Source organism: Kitasatospora sp. NPDC057542, assembly GCF_042801945.1.
GTDB lineage: Bacteria > Actinomycetota > Actinomycetes > Streptomycetales > Streptomycetaceae > Kitasatospora.
This window is the reverse complement of record NZ_JBHVFE010000187.1, coordinates 1-15,652: the sequence shown is the minus strand read 5'-3', so window position 1 is coordinate 15,652 and position 15,652 is coordinate 1. Positions and strand designations below refer to the sequence as shown.

The 15,652-nt window shown below is 72.7% G+C and carries 14 protein-coding genes and 1 pseudogene; 9 read left to right on the top strand and 6 right to left on the bottom strand.

The window, feature by feature from the left end; translation table 11 throughout:
• Window positions 1-244, top strand: a pseudogene (locus ACFU7Y_RS23045) (MFS transporter); the annotation flags it as partial.
• Between the two features lie 135 nt (window positions 245-379).
• Here ACFU7Y_RS23045 and ACFU7Y_RS23040 read toward each other — a convergent pair.
• The 4 genes from ACFU7Y_RS23040 to ACFU7Y_RS23025 all read right to left on the bottom strand — a co-directional run bounded on the left by ACFU7Y_RS23040 (window position 380) and on the right by ACFU7Y_RS23025 (window position 3,152).
• Window positions 380-718, bottom strand: a complete 339-nt coding sequence (locus tag ACFU7Y_RS23040; protein ID WP_380769513.1) for a hypothetical protein — start codon at window positions 716-718, stop codon at window positions 380-382.
• Window positions 719-975: 257 nt separating this feature from the next.
• Complete coding sequence (locus ACFU7Y_RS23035; RefSeq protein WP_380769512.1) at window positions 976-1,137, bottom strand: hypothetical protein; 162 nt, start codon at window positions 1,135-1,137, stop codon at window positions 976-978.
• 118 nt (window positions 1,138-1,255) lie between these two features.
• Complete coding sequence (locus ACFU7Y_RS23030) at window positions 1,256-2,290, bottom strand: glycosyltransferase family 2 protein (RefSeq protein ID WP_380769511.1); 1,035 nt, start codon at window positions 2,288-2,290, stop codon at window positions 1,256-1,258.
• A 259-nt stretch (window positions 2,291-2,549) separates the two neighbouring features.
• Window positions 2,550-3,152, bottom strand: coding sequence for a superoxide dismutase (locus ACFU7Y_RS23025; RefSeq protein WP_224280740.1), 603 nt, complete (start codon window positions 3,150-3,152; stop codon window positions 2,550-2,552).
• Between the two features lie 163 nt (window positions 3,153-3,315).
• Between ACFU7Y_RS23025 and tsaD the strand changes: the two genes are divergently transcribed.
• The 6 genes from tsaD to ACFU7Y_RS22995 all read left to right on the top strand — a co-directional run bounded on the left by tsaD (window position 3,316) and on the right by ACFU7Y_RS22995 (window position 10,336).
• Window positions 3,316-4,368, top strand: coding sequence for a tRNA (adenosine(37)-N6)-threonylcarbamoyltransferase complex transferase subunit TsaD (gene tsaD, locus ACFU7Y_RS23020; RefSeq protein WP_224280741.1), 1,053 nt, complete (start codon window positions 3,316-3,318; stop codon window positions 4,366-4,368).
• A 217-nt stretch (window positions 4,369-4,585) separates the two neighbouring features.
• Window positions 4,586-6,859 carry a M9 family metallopeptidase gene (locus ACFU7Y_RS23015; protein WP_380769510.1) on the top strand — a complete coding sequence of 758 codons (2,274 nt, stop codon included), beginning with the start codon at window positions 4,586-4,588 and terminating at the stop codon, window positions 6,857-6,859.
• Between the two features lie 279 nt (window positions 6,860-7,138).
• Entirely contained in the window at window positions 7,139-7,270 is a 132-nt protein-coding gene (locus tag ACFU7Y_RS23010) for a hypothetical protein (RefSeq protein WP_263455006.1), read from the top strand.
• Window positions 7,271-7,486: 216 nt separating this feature from the next.
• Window positions 7,487-8,455 (top strand): cytochrome P450, encoded by a 969-nt coding sequence (locus ACFU7Y_RS23005; protein ID WP_380769509.1) that lies wholly within the window; start codon window positions 7,487-7,489, stop codon window positions 8,453-8,455.
• 45 nt (window positions 8,456-8,500) lie between these two features.
• Complete coding sequence (locus tag ACFU7Y_RS23000) at window positions 8,501-9,508, top strand: cupin domain-containing protein (RefSeq protein WP_224280744.1); 1,008 nt, start codon at window positions 8,501-8,503, stop codon at window positions 9,506-9,508.
• A gap of 132 nt (window positions 9,509-9,640) precedes the next feature.
• Window positions 9,641-10,336 carry a DUF6193 family natural product biosynthesis protein gene (locus ACFU7Y_RS22995; protein WP_224280745.1) on the top strand — a complete coding sequence of 232 codons (696 nt, stop codon included), beginning with the start codon at window positions 9,641-9,643 and terminating at the stop codon, window positions 10,334-10,336.
• A 64-nt stretch (window positions 10,337-10,400) separates the two neighbouring features.
• On the opposite strand, the gene ACFU7Y_RS22990 is transcribed toward ACFU7Y_RS22995, so the two are convergent.
• Both ACFU7Y_RS22990 and ACFU7Y_RS22985 read right to left on the bottom strand, forming a co-directional pair.
• Window positions 10,401-12,782, bottom strand: coding sequence for an FtsX-like permease family protein (locus tag ACFU7Y_RS22990; protein WP_380769508.1), 2,382 nt, complete (start codon window positions 12,780-12,782; stop codon window positions 10,401-10,403).
• Window positions 12,779-13,468, bottom strand: coding sequence for an ABC transporter ATP-binding protein (locus tag ACFU7Y_RS22985; RefSeq protein WP_224285305.1), 690 nt, complete (start codon window positions 13,466-13,468; stop codon window positions 12,779-12,781). Before ACFU7Y_RS22985 ends, ACFU7Y_RS22990 begins: the two co-directional genes overlap by 4 nt.
• A gap of 208 nt (window positions 13,469-13,676) precedes the next feature.
• Here ACFU7Y_RS22985 and ACFU7Y_RS22980 point away from each other — a divergent pair, with 208 nt between their 5' ends.
• Window positions 13,677-14,921 (top strand): sensor histidine kinase, encoded by a 1,245-nt coding sequence (locus ACFU7Y_RS22980; protein WP_380769507.1) that lies wholly within the window; start codon window positions 13,677-13,679, stop codon window positions 14,919-14,921.
• Window positions 14,918-15,619 (top strand): response regulator transcription factor, encoded by a 702-nt coding sequence (locus ACFU7Y_RS22975; RefSeq protein WP_224276922.1) that lies wholly within the window; start codon window positions 14,918-14,920, stop codon window positions 15,617-15,619. Before ACFU7Y_RS22980 ends, ACFU7Y_RS22975 begins: the two co-directional genes overlap by 4 nt.
• Window positions 15,620-15,652 lie beyond the last annotated feature (33 nt).

Below are 15,652 nucleotides of genomic sequence, written 5' to 3'. Positions count from 1 at the left end.
GGTGCGGCTGCTGCCGTCCGACCAGCTGGCCGCGGGGCTGGCCCTGCAGGGCATGGCGTTCCAGGTATCGATGCTGGCCGGGCCCGCGCTGGCCGGACTCGTGCTGGCGCAGTGGCGCTTCCCGGCGGCGTACGGTCTCCAGGCGTGCGCCGTCCTGATCTCGGCGATGCGGGCGAGGCGCTGGACGTGGGCCTGCGAATCCACTCCGAGCGTCTGTCTCCCGAACGAAGGTCCAGACTCCTGATCGACCTCGGAAGGGCACACGCTCAGCGGCGCCACCTCGGCGAGGCCATCGACTGCCTCCTCCGCGCCGAGGAACTGGCGCCGGAGAGCATCCGAACCCACGTGGCAGCCCGGGCGACGATCCGTGAACTCATCCTCATCGCCGGCCGGAGCGCACCATCAGAACTGGTGAAGCTGGCCAAGCGGGCGAACGCGACGGGGTGACGGCATTGCGCATCGGGATCACGAGGCACCGAGGACTGACAGACGAGTTGGAGGCGCAGGTCCGACGGCTCCTCGAAGATGCCCTTCCGAAGAAGGAGCCCGCCAACCTCACCGTCGTGTCGTGGGCGGAATCGGCATCCTCGACCCTGGTCTCGGCCTCCGGCTTCGACCCGGACGCCTCGTCCACCCGGGCGCCCTTGTACGTCGGCATGGTGCGCGTGTTGTCCGGGCTGTGCACCGTACGGATCCGCAGCTCACGGTCGGCACCCATCAGGCTGCCGTCCGGCGCGTCGTAGTACGTATCCCGGAAGACCCCGACCCGGCCGGGTTCCGTACCGCTCCTCCAGCTGCTTGAGCACGCCTTCCGGGTCTCGCACGATCGCCTTGAGCTCCGCTTCGATCGTCATCCCTCTGCCGTCCGTCATCACCCGCAACGCGCTTGCCGTCCCGGGCTGATGTCATCGCGGTGCAGTGCCGTTGTGATGCGGCGGGAGTCGGCCGGTTCCTCGGAGAAGCGGCCGACTCGACTCACTTCGCGGTCGAGATGGTGAGGATGAAGTGGTCGCCGGCCACGACCTGCGAGGAGGGCGAAGTGGGGCTCTGCGTCGAGGAGACCGCCAGGCCGGCGGCACCCAGGACGGCGGCCGCGGCCACCGCGATGACCATACGGCCGATCAACGTGCTCTTCATGTCTGCCCCTTGAGGGTTTCGAGCCTGCAACTGATTTCAAGATCGTATCAACGGCACGCCGCGTGGATCAGTGGATGATCACTCTGCGGACGGTCCCAAGAGTCGGGGCGGGCCCGGCTCAGCCCCTCCGGACGGCCTGGCGGGTGCGGCGGGCGAGGCTGTGTGCGCGCTGGACGGCGACGAAGCTCTGCATGGAGTCGGCCAGGGTGAGCCGGTACTTGAGGCGCAGCTGGGGGCTGAGGCCGCCCTGGGCCTCGGGGCCGATGGCCCGGAGGAGTCTGGTGACGTGCTGCTGGTAGGCGGCGCGGTAGGCGCGGTCGCCGTCCGGGACGGTCCAGAAGAACATCGGGATCTCTTCGGTCAGGCAGTTCCGGTCGTAGGCGCGCAGGTACTGCTCGGCGAAGACCGGCTCGGGGCGGGCGAGCAGCCACTCGCGGACGAGTTCCATGGAGCGGACGCGGTCGACCAGGCCGCGCGGGTCGGTCTTCTTCTGGGTGATGGAGAGGTTGCCGTCCTCGCGCACGCGCCAGTGGTAGATCGGGTCGGCGAGCACGTCGACCCGCTCGGCGAGGAAGTGGTGGGGCACGCTGACCGGGGCGTCCTCGTACAGGATGCCCTCGGGGTACAACAGGCCGGCCGCGTCGAAGAAGGAGCGCCGGTAGACCTTGTTCCAGGCGGTGCGGTCGGTGACCAGGGCGGGCAGTTCGCGGACGTGGGTGCGCAGCCGGGTCTCGCGGAACGGGCGGCGGTGGGCGTGCGAGGGGCTGAGGCCGGTGGTGCGCAGCCGCAGGGCGTTGCCGGCGACGAAGTCGGAGCCGGTGTCGCCCAGGGTGCTGATCATCAGCTGGTAGGCGTGCGACGGCAGGGTGTCGTCGCTGTCGACGAAGGCCAGGTACTCGGTGCCGGGGGTGAGGTGGCGCCAGCCGGTGTTGCGGGCGGCGCCGAGGCCCTGGTTCTCCTGCTGGACCAGCCGGAAGCGCTGGTCCTGTTCGGCGTACGCCTGGGCGATGGCCGGGCCGTCGTCGGTCGAGCCGTCGTCGACCATGACGCACTCGAAGTCCCCGAAGGTCTGCGCCGCGATCGAGTCCAGGCACTCCTGGAGGTAGCGCTCGACGTTGTGGACCGGGACGACGAGGGAGAGACGCGGGGCCATCGGGCGCCCTTTCGCTCAGGAGCGGACGGGCCGGGAGGCCGTTGCCGGCCGGTTACCGGCGGTGGTCCGAGCGAGCGTAGGGAGGGCACGCGGCCGGCAGGCGAACGGTGGGTGGCGTCCAGCCTGCGGTGGGGTGCATCGGCTGTGTCCGGCGTCAACTCCCGTGACGGACAACCCCGATGGGGAAAGGGAAGGGCCCCGGACCGCCCGACCGGTCCGGGACCCTGCGTCACGCGACGCGTATCAGCGGATCAGCTGATCAGGCGCTCTTGACGGCCGCGAAGCGGTCCGACACGTCCTGCCAGTTGACGACGTCCCACAGGCGGGTGACGTAGTCCGGGCGGACGTTGCGGTACTGGAGGTAGTAGGCGTGCTCCCACGCGTCGAAGGCCAGCAGCGGGGTGGTGTTCTGGCCGACGTTGCCGTGGTGGTCGTAGACCTGCTCGACGATCAGGCGCTGACCGAGCGGCTCCCAGGACAGGATGCCCCAGCCGGAGCCCTGCACGCCGGTGGTGGCGTTGGTGAGCTGCTTCTTGAACGCCTCGAAGCTGCCGAAGTGCTCGGTGATGGCGTCGGCCAGCTCACCCTCGGGGCGGTCGCCGCCCTCGGGCGAGAGGTTCTGCCAGAACAGCGAGTGCAGGACGTGGCCCGACAGGTGGAAGGCGAAGGTCTTCTGCAGGCCGACCAGGCCGCCGAACTGCTCCTTGTCGCGGGCCTCGGCCAGCTGGTCCAGGGTGTCGTTGGCGCCCTTGACGTACGCGGCGTGGTGCTTGGAGTGGTGCAGCTCCAGGATCTCGGCCGACATCGCCCGCTCCAGAGCGGAGTAGTCGTACGGCAGGTCGGGAAGCGTGTAGGTGCCCATCAGGACACGGCCCCTTTCGGCGGGTTGAACGGTGGTGATCGTGCCGGGACAACACTATTGCGTATCAGTTGCAAGAACGAAGTATGGGCTCCTGCTTATTCCTCACGCCCCGTCGGGCACAATGGTCACCGTTCCATGTAATGACCGACAGGGGTGAGTGGCTGTGACAGGGTCACCGGTGGTGCTGGGCATCGAGTCCTCCTGCGACGAGACCGGCGTGGGCCTGGTGCGCGACGGTGTGCTGCTCGGGCAGGCGGTGGCCTCGTCGATGGACGAGCACGCCCGCTACGGCGGGGTGGTGCCCGAGATCGCCGCGCGGGCGCACGTGCACGCGATGGCGCCGGCGGTCCGGGAAGCCCTGGACCGGGCCGGGCTCACCCTGGAGGACGTCGGCGCGGTCGCGGTGACCACCGGTCCGGGCCTGGCCGGGGCGCTACAGGTGGGCGTGGCCGCCGCCAAGGGGTACGCCTTCTCGCTCGGCGTCCCGCTGTACGGCGTGCACCACCTCGCCGGGCACGTCGCCGCCGCCGCCCTGGACGGCGGGCCGCTGCCCGACCCCTGCGTGGTGCTCATCGTCTCCGGCGGCCACACCTCGCTGCTGCTGGTGCGCGACCTGGCCCGCGATCCGATCGTCCACCTCGGCGACACCCTGGACGACGCGGCCGGCGAGTGCTTCGACAAGGTCGCCCGGATCCTGGGGCTCCCCTACCCGGGCGGCCCGGCGATCGACCACGCCGCACGCGATGGCGACCCGACGGCCGTCCGGCTGCCCCGGCCGCTGACCGGGCCGCAGGACGACCCGTACGCGTTCTCCTTCTCCGGCCTGAAGACCGCCGCCGCCCGCTGGGTCGAGGCGCAGCGCGAGCCGCACGTGCAGAACGCGGCGGCCGCGCTGCAGGAGGCGATCGCGGACGTGCTGACCCGCAAGGCGGTGCGGGCCTGCGTCGACCACGGGATCGGCACCCTGGTGGTGGTCGGCGGGGTCGCGGCCAACTCCCGGGTGCGGGCACTGGCCGAGCAGCGGTGCGCGGCGGCCGGGATCGCGCTGCGGGTGCCGCCGCTGCGGCTGTGCACCGACAACGGCGCGATGGTGGCGGCGGTCGGTGACCTGCTGGTCCGGGCGGGCGCGGAGCCGGCCCCGGCCGACCTGTCGGTGGATCCGTCGGCGCCGCTGGAGTTCGCGGCGCTCACCCCCCGGCCGCTCGTACGGACCTGACGCTCGCGCGGCTCCCGGGCCCGTGCGGACCTGGCGCTCGCACGGCTCCGAGGCCCGTGCGGACCTGACAACGTTTCGGTCTCGCCGACCGGCAATCCGTTCCCGGCCCTTCCCCCCACGTTCTCCTATGTGCCATTTTACATGTCACACAGCAAGGCCCGTGCGCCCCACGCAGCGCGGCCGCCCCCACCCACAACGGCCCCGGAGGCCCCCACAGATGCGTCCCTCCCGGATAGCGAAGGACAGCGCGCGCAGACTCCCTGCACTCGGCGCCGCCCTCTTCCTCGCCCTCGGCCTGTTCGCGCCGCAGGCGAGCGCCGCCGACACCGCCGCCGCGTCGGCCGGCAAGGCGACCGCACCGGTCGGCAAGCCCGCCGCGCCGCGCACGATCCCCGTGCCCAAGTCCCCCGACACCCCCAAGGACGCCCGCCCGCTCGTCTCGGACCCGCAGGCCAAGGCCACCGCCCCGACGGCGGGCAGCACCGTCGGCGCCGCCAAGTCGGCGCGGGCGCTCACGGCCGCCTGCGACGTCTCCGCCTTCACCGGCAAGTCCGGTGCCGCGCTGGTCCAGCAGGTCAAGGCCGCCGGGCTCGACTGCGTCAACTCCCTGTTCCAGCTCACCGGCAACGACGCCAAGGGCGCCTTCAACGAGGCCCAGATGGTCACCGTCGCCAACGCCCTGCGCGACACCTCCGCCGCCTACCCCGGCGACAACTCCACCTCGGCCGGGCAGCTGGTGCTCTTCCTGCGCGCCGGCTACTACGTCCAGTGGTACAATGCGGACGCCGTGGGCCCGTACGGCGACAGCCTCAAGACCGCCATCCGCGGTGCGCTGGACGCCTTCTACGCCGCCCCGCGCACCAGGGACATCAGCGACGCCAACGGCGCCACCCTCGCCGAGGCCGTCACCCTGATCGACAGCGCCCAGGAGAACGCCCGCTACACCGGCGTCGTCAAGCGGCTGCTGAACGACTACAACGGCAACTGGCCCGCCGCGATGACCACCGCCGTGGCCAACACCGAGACGGTCATCGAGCGCGGCTTCGACCTGCCGGAGTTCGTCACCGCCCTCCAGGCCGACCCCACCTTCGCCACCACCGTGCAGTCCTTCGTCACCCGCAACAGCAGCCTGATCAACGGCGGCGACCTGGTGACCAAGATCGGCATCCAGCTCGGCAACCTCGTCGCCAGCGACGCCCTGCGCCCCCAGGGCCGGCCGATCCTCAAGGACCTGATCAACCGCTACCCGCTGGTGGGCAACACCGGTCCGCTCACCATGAACCTGCTCTGGTTCACGGAGAAGAAGGACGAGGGCAACTGTTCCCTCTACGGCACCTGTGACGTGCCGGCCAAGCTCGTCCCGCTGGTGCTCACCGTCGACCACACCTGCAACGCCAACCTGCGCATCCGCGCCCAGGACATGACCGCGCAGCAGCTCGCCGACACCTGCACCAGCCTGATCAACCAGGACGCGTTCTTCCACAAGATCGTCAAGGACAACGGTCCGGTCGCCAACGACAACAACACCAACCTTGAGGTCGTCGTCTTCGACGACTACTACAACTACAGCCTGTACGCCTGGGAGATGTACAAGATCGAGGTCGACAACGGCGGCATGTACGAGGAGGGCAACCCGGCCACGGTCGGCAACCAGGCCCGCTTCATCGCCCACGAGGCCTCCTGGCTGCGCCCCGAGTTCCAGATCTGGAACCTCAACCACGAGTACACCCACTACCTCGACGGCCGCTACGACATGTACGGCGACTTCGAGGCCGGCATGACCACCCCGACCATCTGGTGGGTCGAGGGCCTCGCCGAGTACGTCTCCTACAGCTACCGCGGCGCCCACTACGACGACGCGATCGCCCAGGCCGGCAAGGGCACCTACGCCCTGAGCACCCTGTTCGACACCACCTACGAGAACTCGAACTCCACCCGGACCTACAACTGGGGCTACCTGGCCGTCCGCTACATGCTCCAGTCGCACCCGGACGACGTCAACGCGGTGCTCGCCAAGTACCGCGCCGGCGACTGGAACGGCGCCCGCACCATCCTGAAGACCACCATCGGCACCAAGTACGACGCCGACTTCGCCACCTGGCTGAAGGCCTGCGCCGCCGACAACTGCGGCTCGCTGCCCACCGAGCAGCCCAAGGCCCCGCTCTGCACCTCCGCCGACAGCCGGCAGTACGACAAGAACTGCCGCCGGGACAACGTCGCCGCCACCACCGGGAACTACAGCTACGACTTCCTGTACCTGCCCGCCGGTGTGAAGCAGCTGACCGTCACCACCAGCGGCGGCACCGGCAACGCCGACCTGTACTACAACGGCGGCGCCTGGGCCACCACCGGCTCGTACCTGGCCAAGTCCACCACCAGCGGCAACGGTGAGACCCTCACCATCGACAACCCGCCGTCCGGCTGGGTGTACTTCAGCCTCTACGCGCAGCAGGGCTTCGGTGGCGTGACGGTCACCACGACCTACAACTGATCGCATGACCGGCAACTGACCGACCGCGCCGTACCCGTCGTACGCGCAGAAGGGCCCCGCGGCCTCGCGGGGCCCTTTCGCGTTCCCGTTCCGGGCCCCCACCGCGAATTTCCAGGGGTTATAACGATTCAACCACCGAATAGGCCGTCAACAAGGCAAAGAGATCGAACAATTCCCTGTCGACGGGGTGTCCGAGCGGCGAACCTTCGGTTAGGGTCCATGACAGATGAACCCGTTCGGCCCCCGGCGACGGAATGCCGGACATCCCCGACGGCCTGGGTGCGGCATTCTCGCCGCACCCGAAAACCCCCGGAATGGAGAGTAGTCATGAAGATGATCAAGGCGCTCGTCAAGAAGTTCAAGAAGGACGAGGACCTCGCGAACCACGCGTGGGTGCTGCACGTCATCTGACGTGGTCAGCCGCCGGCGGGGGCTTGGGTCGGCCGTGCCCCCGCCGGCGCGGCGACCTGCCCGGACCTCCTCGGGCAGCTCCGCTCCGACAACATTTCCCTGCCATTTCGAAATGGAGACCTGATTCCCGTGGAAGAAATGGCTCCGACGAAACCTCGCGGCCATTCCATCGCGTTCTCACCGAGAATTCAGGAGCTACTGGACAGGGACGAGAAGGTGTTCCGGATCGACCCGGTCAAGGTCGGTGTCGCGGACTCCCGGCTGATGGCCGAAATCGTCGCCGCACGCCCCGTCCTTTCCAGCGAGCGCTCGGTCTACAAACCCGCCGCCGGCTCCGACATCCCCCACGACAGCGCGACCAGGACCATCCGCGCACTGGGGCGGGACGCCATGGCGGGCATCCGGAAGCCACCGCCCCCGGCCCGCGGGATGGCCGGCTCCTGGCCCTACGCCGGCACCTCCTACCTGCGCCGCTGGCTGTTCTCCGCCGACCCGCTGCCGGTCTCCCTGCTGTCGAAGCGCGGCGTCACCCGCTCCGACACCCTCTCCCGGCTCGTCGACCGCGCGGTCACCCGCTGGCCCGGCTCCGCCGGCCAGGACGGGTGCACCGCACTGGCCGGGCTGATCCGCGGCGCCGACGACCCGGTGGAGCGCAAGCAGGCCATCGCGATGTACCGGCGGGCGACAGCCACCCTCTGCGACGGCGTGGCCGCACTGACCGGCAACGCCCTGTGGCTCATGGGCCCGGAGCGGGACCGGCCGGAGAACCGCGCGGACCTCACCGCGGTCCTCTGGGAGACGCTGCGGCTGCTCCCGCCCGCCTGGATGCTGTACCGCAACGGCGGCGCGGCGTACACCTTACTGCACCCCGAGATCCGGCCCGAGGACGACGTCGCGCTCTTCCCGCTGTTGATGCACCGCCACCCCGACTACTGGTCAGACCCGCTGGAGTTCCGCCCCGAGCGCTGGGACGGCGTCGCGGACCCGGAGAAGGCGCCCGCGTTCATGCCGTTCGGTTTCGACGGCGCCCGCTGCTGGGCCAAGCACCTGGTCGTACCGCTGGCCGAGCGCCTGCTCACCGTCGCCCTGGACAACCGGCTGGTCGTCCGCAGCCCGCAGCAGGAGGCGCAGGTGCCGCTGCGCTCCCTGCTCTCCGTACGGTTCGCGGCGCAGGTCGGCACCTGACGCCTCGACGCCCCGGAACACCCCTGACACCACGGGACACACACCATGGAATCGCCCACACTGGCCGACTGGGTCGGCGACGTCCGGAGCTTCACCGACCGCCAGTGGCAGCGCGAGCCCGCGCTCTTCACCCCGGAGGCCCTCGCCCCGCCGTTCGACCTCGACGAGCTGGACGCCGCCTTCGACGGCGGCCTGCTGCGCACCCCCTACCTGGAGATGGTCCGCTCCGACAAGGTCACCGTCCCGACCGAGTCCTTCACCACCTCGCGCGTGGTCAACGGCACGACGCACCACGGCTTCGCGGACCGCGCGAAGGTGCTCGCCCTGCTGCGCCGCGGGGCGACACTGCTGCTGCGCTGCGTCGACCAGTGGCACCGCCCGACCGGCGAGCTGGTGGCCCGGCTGTCCGAGGAACTGGACCGGCGGGTGGAGGCCTTCTTCTTCGTCACCCCGGCCGGCGGCCAGGGCCTCGCGATGCACCGCGACGACGCCGACGTGTTCGTCCTCCAGGCCGCCGGGCGCAAGACCTGGTACGTCCACGACGCACCGGCGGCGGCGGACTGGCGGCTCGGCGAACTCCCGGACGACGAACGCTCCCCGCTGCGGCTTCACGGCGTCCTCGAACCCGGCGGCGTGCTCTACGTACCGCGCGGCTTCGCGCACCGCGCGGTCGGCGCCGGGGGCCTGTCCGCCCACCTGTCGCTGACCGTCCGCGACCTCTCCGTCCAGGACCTGTGCGGAGCCCTGGAACGGCAGTTGACCGAAGACCTCGACCTGCCCGCGCGCCCGCTCGGCGAGGCCGCGATCAACGACGCCTGCGCCGCCCTGCTCGACCACGCCAGGGCGAGGCTGGAGGCGCTCCGGCCGGAGGACCTCCTGCGCGCCGCCCGCGCCGACCGGGTCGGCCCGCCGATCGCCCCTGCTCCGCCGGAGACCCTCGCCGAGGCGGCCCGGTCCTGGAAGTCCGGTGCGCCCGCCGCCGGCCGCTCCGGGCCGTCCTCCCTCCGCCGTACCTGGCGCAAGCTGCGCGGCGCGGCGCGCGTCGGGGCCTGACCGACCGTCGGGACCGGCCTCGTCGCGATGTGCCACAAATCCTGCTCGAAGGAGCCGAGTTGGTGGCCGTCGAGCACCGGGGAGGTCTGCGGTGCCCGATTCCCCGGGAGGCAGTACGGCAGACTGCTCGCCATGCGATCCGATGATCAGATGGACATGTCGGCCAAGCCCGTCCTGCCGGACGTCGCCGCCCGGGCGATCGGGCCGGAGGCGGCGGTGGAGGCCCGCTGGGAGAGGCTCGTCCTGAACTGGGAGGGGCGCGCACGGGAGAACAAGCGCGGCCCCGGCAGCTACAACGACGGCCTGGTCCGCCTGCTCAGGGCCGCCCGCGCCGAACCCCGGCTGCGCCGGCTGTTTCCCTTTACCAGCCACTACAACCTGCACTTCAGCCTGTCGACCACGCAGCCCTGGGCCGAGCAGGGCCTCCCGAACGCCCATCCACAGGAGGGCGGCAGCTACCTCGTCGGCCGGTGGCACGAATCCGGCGAGCGCGTCACCGCGGCCACCCCGGAGGAGGCCGTCGCCCTGCTGGTCGAGCGTCTCCCGGCGGATCTCGGACCGGTGTTCAACCGCCCTGACGCGGCCGAGGAGCACCACGCGAGCGAGGCCGGTGCCGCGCTGATCGTGCTCTCGCCCCGGGTGCCGGATGGCGGGTCGCTGCTGGCCCCGGAGGTGCGGGAGGCCTCGCCGGCCCCGGCGGACGAGCCGGCCGCCCGGCACGGGGCGTCGGTCGGGCGGATCGACGAGCGCACCTTCACCGAGCAGGTCCGGGTGGCCGAGAAGCGGGCGGAGGAGCGGACGGAGGAGCAGACGGACCAGGGCTCCTGAGCCCAGGCGGGACGGGCGGGCGGGGTGTGCGCCCGCCCCGCCCGCCCGCGCGGGCCCGCCGCTGTCACTCCGCCCGCAGCGCGTCCACCGTGCGCGCCCGCGCCGCCCGTACGGCCGGGAGCAGGGCGCCGAGCAGGGCGATCAGCACGCCGCCGAGGCCGAGCAGGACCAGCACCGGGGTGGCGAAGACGTCCAGCGCGGAGGCCGGGAAGTTCAGCCCGGCGCTGTGGCCCATCGCGGGCACCGTCAGGCCGTGCAGCAGCAGGCCCACCGGCAGGCCGATCGCGCCGCCGACGGCCCCGACCAGGAGCACCGAGGCGAGCACCACGCCCACGGTCTGCGCCGGGGTCATGCCGAGCGCCTTGGTGACGCCCATGTCCCGGGTGCGCTCACGGATCTCCAGGACGACGGTGTTGAACACCCCGAGCCCGGCGACCACGAGCAGCAGCACGGTCAGGGTGGCGGTGAGCGAGTTCAGCGCGGCGATCGAGTCGCTGGAGCCGTGCGGCCCCCCGGTGTCGGCGGTCATGTGCGCCGGGGCGAGCGCGGCGGTGACGGCGGTGGCGTAGGCGGTGCGGTCGGTGCCCGGCTTCAGCTTGACGGTCCAGAAGTCCGGCCGCGGGGCCGTTCCGGACGGGTAGGCGGCGGCGTCGGTGAACAGTTCGTTGGTCTGCACGTGCGGGTCGAAGACCTCGCCGACGATCCGGACGGTGACCGCCCGGCCGTGGCTCGTGAAGGTCACCTGGTCACCGATCCTGACCGAGGCCTCGGTCAGGAAGGTCGCCGGGGCGACGGCCTCGCCCGGGCCCTGGTACCAGCGCCCGGTGACCATCCGGTAGCCCGCCCAGGAGGAGTCGCCGTCGAAGGCGGTCACGGTGGTGCTGCCGGCCACCCCGGGGACGGTGACGTCCTCGGTGCCGACGCCGAAGTAGGCGGCGGTGCCCGGCTGGGCGTCCAGCGCGGCGGTGACGACGGCCCGCTCGGCCGGGACGGGCCTGGTCATCGGCATCGCCCCGGGCGGGCCGTCCGGGCGCGTCGGGTGCACCGCGACGTCCCCGGCGTCGCGGGTCTTCGCCTCCTGCACCCAGCTCATCGTCCCGCCCATGCCCACCGCGAAGACCGCGGCCGCCGTGCCGAACAGCACCGCCGCGAGCATTCCGGCCGCACGGGCCGGGCGGGCGAAGGGCTGGGCGAGCCCGAGGCCGATCGGCCGGGGCAGCGGCAGCCGGGCGGCCAGCGCGGCGGCGCGGCGGGCGAGCGCGTCGCGTCGGCTGCCGCCCGCCGTGCGGCCGACGGCGAGCGCGTCCACGGTGCGCAGCCGGCCGGCCCGGGCGGCTGCGGCCCAGGCGACCAGCGCGACGGCGGTCAGGGTGCCGCCGGCCACCGCGACGTCCACCCAGGGGGCGAGGCCGGAGGTGGTGGTGCCGTAGAGCGAGCCGGTGGTGGCGAGCACCGGGATGGTCAGTGCGTTGCCGGCGACGACCCCGAGCAGGGTCCCGACGGTGGCCGGGATCAGCGCCTGGGCGACGTACGCCCGCACCACCTGGGCGGGGGTGCAGCCGAGCGCCTTGAGCACGCCGATCCGCCGGGTGGCGGTGCCGACCGCGCCGGCCACCACGTTGCCCGCCACCAGCACCGACATCGCCATCCCGAGCAGGCCGAAGGCGACCAGGAAGGGCAGGAACAGCGCGGTGTTGCGGTCCGAGCCCTGTTTGGCGGTGAGCCACGACTGGGCGCCGGTGAGCGACCCGGCGGGGGCGGTGGCCGCGACGGCGGCCCGGTCGGTGTCCATCGCGGCGGTGCTGCCGGCGTCGGCGAACCGGTAGAGCATCTCGTAGCCGGGGGTGCTGCCGGGCGCCGTCAGCGCGGTGAGGGCGCCGGGCGCCACCCAGGCGTCGGCGGTGCGGCTGACGGACCGGGCGAAGCCGACGACGGTGAGTGTCGGCGCGCCCGGCAGGGCGGGCAGGCGCAGCGTTCCGCCGATCTCCCTGACCGGGCTGCCGTACGCGTCAGCCAGCACCACCTCGCCCGGCCTGCTCGGCCAACTACCGTTCAGCAGCTCGACGTTGTCGACTCCGCCGGCGGGATCGGCGCGGCCGGCCACCGTCATCGGTTCCATCGTCGCCCCGACCGGGACGTTCGCCCCGGGGCCCGGCTCGGGGTCGACGGTGACGGTGCGGAAGGGGCCCGCGGCGGCCGTCACCCCGGGGGCGTGCGCGGTGGCGGCGAGCTGCTCGGCGCTCGCCCTGGTGCCGTCGAAGCGCGCGGTGAGGTGGGCCCCGCGCCGGCCGTCGAAGGCCCGCTCGAAGGGGTCCTGGGAGGCGACCAGCAGCGAGCCGCCGAGGACGGAGCAGGTGGTGGCCACCAGCGCGGCCAGGCCGACCGCGGCGGACTGCGTCCGACGCCTGCGCACCCCTGCCCGCACCACCCTCCCGAGCGCGGTCATGCCGCCACCGCCGAGTCCGCCTCGACCCGGCCGTCCCGCATCCGGACCGCGCGGGTGGCGCAGTCCTCGGCCAGCGTCAGGTCGTGGGTGACGATCAGGATGGTCTGCCCGTCCTCGTGCAGTTCGCGGAACAGCTCCTTGACGTCCTCACCGGAGGCGGAGTCCAGCGCACCGGTCGGTTCGTCCGCCAGCAGCAGCGTCGGCCGGTTCATCAACGCCCTTGCCACCGCTACGCGTTGGCGCTCGCCTCCGGAGAGCCGGCCCGGGTGGGCGCGGGCGTGCCGGTCGATGCCGAGCGATTCCAGCAGCTCGCCGGCCCGGCGCCGGGCCTCGGCGCGCGGGACACCGGCCAGTTCGCCGGCCAGCACCACGTTGTCGGCCACGGAGAGGTCGTCCAGCAGATTGAAGAACTGGAACACCATGCCGATGGTGCCGCGCCGGTAGCGGGCCGAGGCCGCCTCGCCGAGCCGGTCCACCCGCACCCCGGCGACGGTGACCGTCCCGGCGCTCGGCCGGTCGAGCCCGGCGACCAGGTTCAGCAGGGTGGACTTCCCGCTGCCGGAGGGGCCGAGCACGGCCACCGACTCCCCCGCCCGCACGCTCAGCGTGACCCCGTCCAGCGCCGCCCGGGCACCCTCATAGCGGCGGCTCACCCCGCTCAGTTCGACCACCGGTTCGCTGCTCATGACCCCACTCCTCGTCGCTTCCTGCCTGGTGACGAGGACGAAGGTACGAACGGGCGGCCCGCTCCCGCGTCCGCCGCCCGCGGCACGTTCCGTACCGCGTCGGGCGGACGGCCGCCGACGTCATCCTTCCGATGTAGTCGCCGGGTGTACCGGCTGCCCGCCACCCGCGGGGCTGTCCCGAGGGGCTCCCGACCCCCACAATGTCCCGGTGATCAACCATCCGACGGTGCACCGGCTGCGCGCGGCGGCGGCCCGGCTGAGCGGCAGCCCGGGCGCGGCTCCCCCGCCCCGGCCGACCCGGCGCGGCCGGGCCTTCGACGTGGCCCTCGCCCTCTTCCTCGCCCTCACCAGTGGGCGCTACGCCACCATCGCGGGCGGCCCGCACGAGACGGCCCTGTCCTGGCTGCTGCTGGTGGTGCCGCTCGTTCCGCTGCCGCTGGTGCTGCGCCGCCGCTTCCCCCTGGCGGTGCTGTGGACGGTGCTGCCGGGCGCCCTGCTGGTCCGGCACCAGTCGGAGGACATCGCGTACTCGGCGGGCGTGGCGGTGATGGTCGCCGCGTACAGCGCGGCCGCGTACGGGCGCCGCGGGACGGCCCTGCTGCTGAGCCTGCCGGCCGCGACCGTCGCGCTCGTGGTGCTCTTCGCCGCGGCCAAGCTGCCGCACTTCCCCAACGGGGTGATCGCCGTCCTGGTCATGGTGCCGGTGTTCGCGGTCGCCTACGAACTGCGGATGTGGCGCCGCCGGGTGGACGAGGGGCGCGAGCGGCTCTCCGTCCTGGAGCGCGAGCAGCTGGCCGCGCTGCAGCGCGCGGTCGAGCTGGAACGGGCGCGCATCGCCCGGGAGTTGCACGATGTCGTCACCCACAACGTGAGCATGATGACGATCCAGGCCGGGGCCGCCCGCAAGATCCTGGACACCGCCCCGGACAAGGCCCGTACGGCGATGGCCGCGGTGGAGTCCGGCGGCCGCGCGGCGATGACCGAACTTCGGCACGTGATGGGCCTGCTGACCATCGACTCGGAGACCGGCGACGCTCCGGCCGCCGAGGCCGACCTCAGTCCGCAGCCGGGCCTCGGCCGTCTGGACGCGCTGGTCCAGGGCGTCCGTCAGGCCGGGCTACCGGTCGAACTGAGCGTCCGCGGCGAGCGCCGGCCCGTCCCGCCCGGGGTCGAGCTGGCCGCCTACCGGGTCGTCCAGGAGGCGCTCACCAACACCGTCAAGCACGCGGGCGGCGCGGACGCCGCGGTCACCGTCGAGTACGCCCCCGGACAGCTGCGGGTGGAGGTCACCGACACCGGTGGCCGCCCCACCGGCGCCGCCGCGACCGGCAACGGACGCGGCCTGCTCGGCCTGCGCGAACGCCTCGCCGTCTACGGCGGCACCCTGCACACCGGCCCCCGGCCGCGCGGCGGTTACCGCGTCACGGCCCTGATCCCCCTGGAGAGTTCATGAGCGAGCAGCCGCTGCGGGTGGTGGTCGCCGACGACCAGGCCCTGGTCCGCACCGGGTTCCGGCTGATCCTGGAGTCGGAGGGCATCGAGGTCGTGGCGGAGGCCGAGGACGGCGAGCAGGCCGTCTCCGCCGTCCGGCGCAGCAGGCCGGACGTGGTGCTGATGGACATCCGGATGCCCGGCCTGGACGGGCTGGAGGCCGCCCGCCGGATCCTGGCGGACCGCGCGCAGGAGCCGCCGCGGATCATCATGCTGACCACCTTCGACCTGGACCACTACGTCTACGCGGCGATGGCCGCCGGGGCCAGCGGCTTCCTGCTGAAGGACGTCACCCCGGAGCACCTGGCCGCCGCCGTCCGGCTGGTCCGCACCGGGGACGCGCTGCTCGCCCCCGCGATCACCCGTCGGCTGGTCGAGCGCTTCGCCCGCCCGGACGATCCGGCCTCCGCCGTCGCACCGCACCGGGAACTGGGCACCCTCACCCCGCGCGAGCTGGAGGTGATGGCACTGCTCGCCCGCGGCCTCAGCAACGCCGAACTCGCCGCCCGGCTGCGGTTGTCCGAGGCGACGGTGAAGACGCACGTGGCCCGGATCCTCGGCAAGCTGGGCCTGCGGGACCGGGCCCAGGTGGTGGTCGCGGCGTACGAGACCGGGCTGGTCAGCGTGGGGTCGGTGGCCGACCCGGCCGTGGGCCGGTGACACGCGGCGGGAGCCCTGGGGCAGGCCCCGGGC

Excerpts from the sequence above, each read along its gene's own strand:
- ACFU7Y_RS22985 (WP_224285305.1), bottom strand. The coding sequence starts at position 13,468 with ATGAGCAGCGAACCGGTGGTCGAACTGAGCGGGGTGAGCCGCCGCTAT.
- ACFU7Y_RS23015 (WP_380769510.1), top strand. The coding sequence starts at position 4,586 with ATGCGTCCCTCCCGGATAGCGAAGGACAGCGCGCGCAGACTCCCTGCA.
- ACFU7Y_RS23025 (WP_224280740.1), bottom strand. The coding sequence starts at position 3,152 with ATGGGCACCTACACGCTTCCCGACCTGCCGTACGACTACTCCGCTCTG.
- ACFU7Y_RS23040 (WP_380769513.1), bottom strand. The coding sequence starts at position 718 with ATGGGTGCCGACCGTGAGCTGCGGATCCGTACGGTGCACAGCCCGGAC.
- ACFU7Y_RS22975 (WP_224276922.1), top strand. The coding sequence starts at position 14,918 with ATGAGCGAGCAGCCGCTGCGGGTGGTGGTCGCCGACGACCAGGCCCTG.
- ACFU7Y_RS22990 (WP_380769508.1), bottom strand. The coding sequence starts at position 12,782 with ATGACCGCGCTCGGGAGGGTGGTGCGGGCAGGGGTGCGCAGGCGTCGG.
- ACFU7Y_RS22995 (WP_224280745.1), top strand. The coding sequence starts at position 9,641 with ATGCGATCCGATGATCAGATGGACATGTCGGCCAAGCCCGTCCTGCCG.
- ACFU7Y_RS23000 (WP_224280744.1), top strand. The coding sequence starts at position 8,501 with ATGGAATCGCCCACACTGGCCGACTGGGTCGGCGACGTCCGGAGCTTC.
- ACFU7Y_RS23030 (WP_380769511.1), bottom strand. The coding sequence starts at position 2,290 with ATGGCCCCGCGTCTCTCCCTCGTCGTCCCGGTCCACAACGTCGAGCGC.
- ACFU7Y_RS23035 (WP_380769512.1), bottom strand. The coding sequence starts at position 1,137 with ATGAAGAGCACGTTGATCGGCCGTATGGTCATCGCGGTGGCCGCGGCC.